This is a genomic window from Desulforhabdus sp. TSK (assembly GCF_022836495.1).
Classification (GTDB): Bacteria; Desulfobacterota; Syntrophobacteria; order Syntrophobacterales; family Syntrophobacteraceae; genus Desulforhabdus.
Map to the genome: position 1 here is coordinate 1 of NZ_BQXM01000131.1, position 517 is coordinate 517.

The 517-nt window shown below is 67.1% G+C and carries 1 protein-coding gene; it reads left to right on the plus strand.

The features are described from left to right. A partial coding sequence (locus MWC30_RS21835; protein WP_304512236.1) for an aminoacyl--tRNA ligase-related protein occupies nucleotides 1-517 on the plus strand: 517 nt, incomplete at both ends.

Consider the following 517-nt stretch of genomic DNA (forward strand, 5'->3'; position numbering starts at 1 on the left):
GCGCGACAACCCCGCCGACGCCGAGGTCGCCAGCCACCAGCTGCTGGTCCGCGCCGGCTACATCCGCCGCTCAGCCCCAGGCATCTACTCCTGGCTGCCGCTGGGGCTGAAGGTGCTGGCCAAGGTGGAGCAGATCGTCCGTGCGGCGATGGAGGCCATCGGCGCCCAGGAGGTCCACTTCCCCGCACTGCTGCCCAAGGAGCCCTATGAGGCCACCGGCCGCTGGGAGGACTACGGGGACAACATCTTCCGCGTGGCCGACCGCAGGATCCCCAAGGACGCGGCCGGCAAGCCCGAGGAGTTCAACTACCTGCTGGCTCCCACCCATGAGGAGGCATTCACCCTGCTGGTGAAGGACCTCTACACCTCCTATAAGGATCTGCCGCTGAGCATCTACCAGATCCAGACCAAGTACCGGGATGAGGCCCGCCCCCGGGCCGGACTGCTGCGCGGCCGCGAATTCATCATGAAGGACTCCTACTCCTTCTGCCTCTCCGAGGAGGACCAGCAGGCCGCC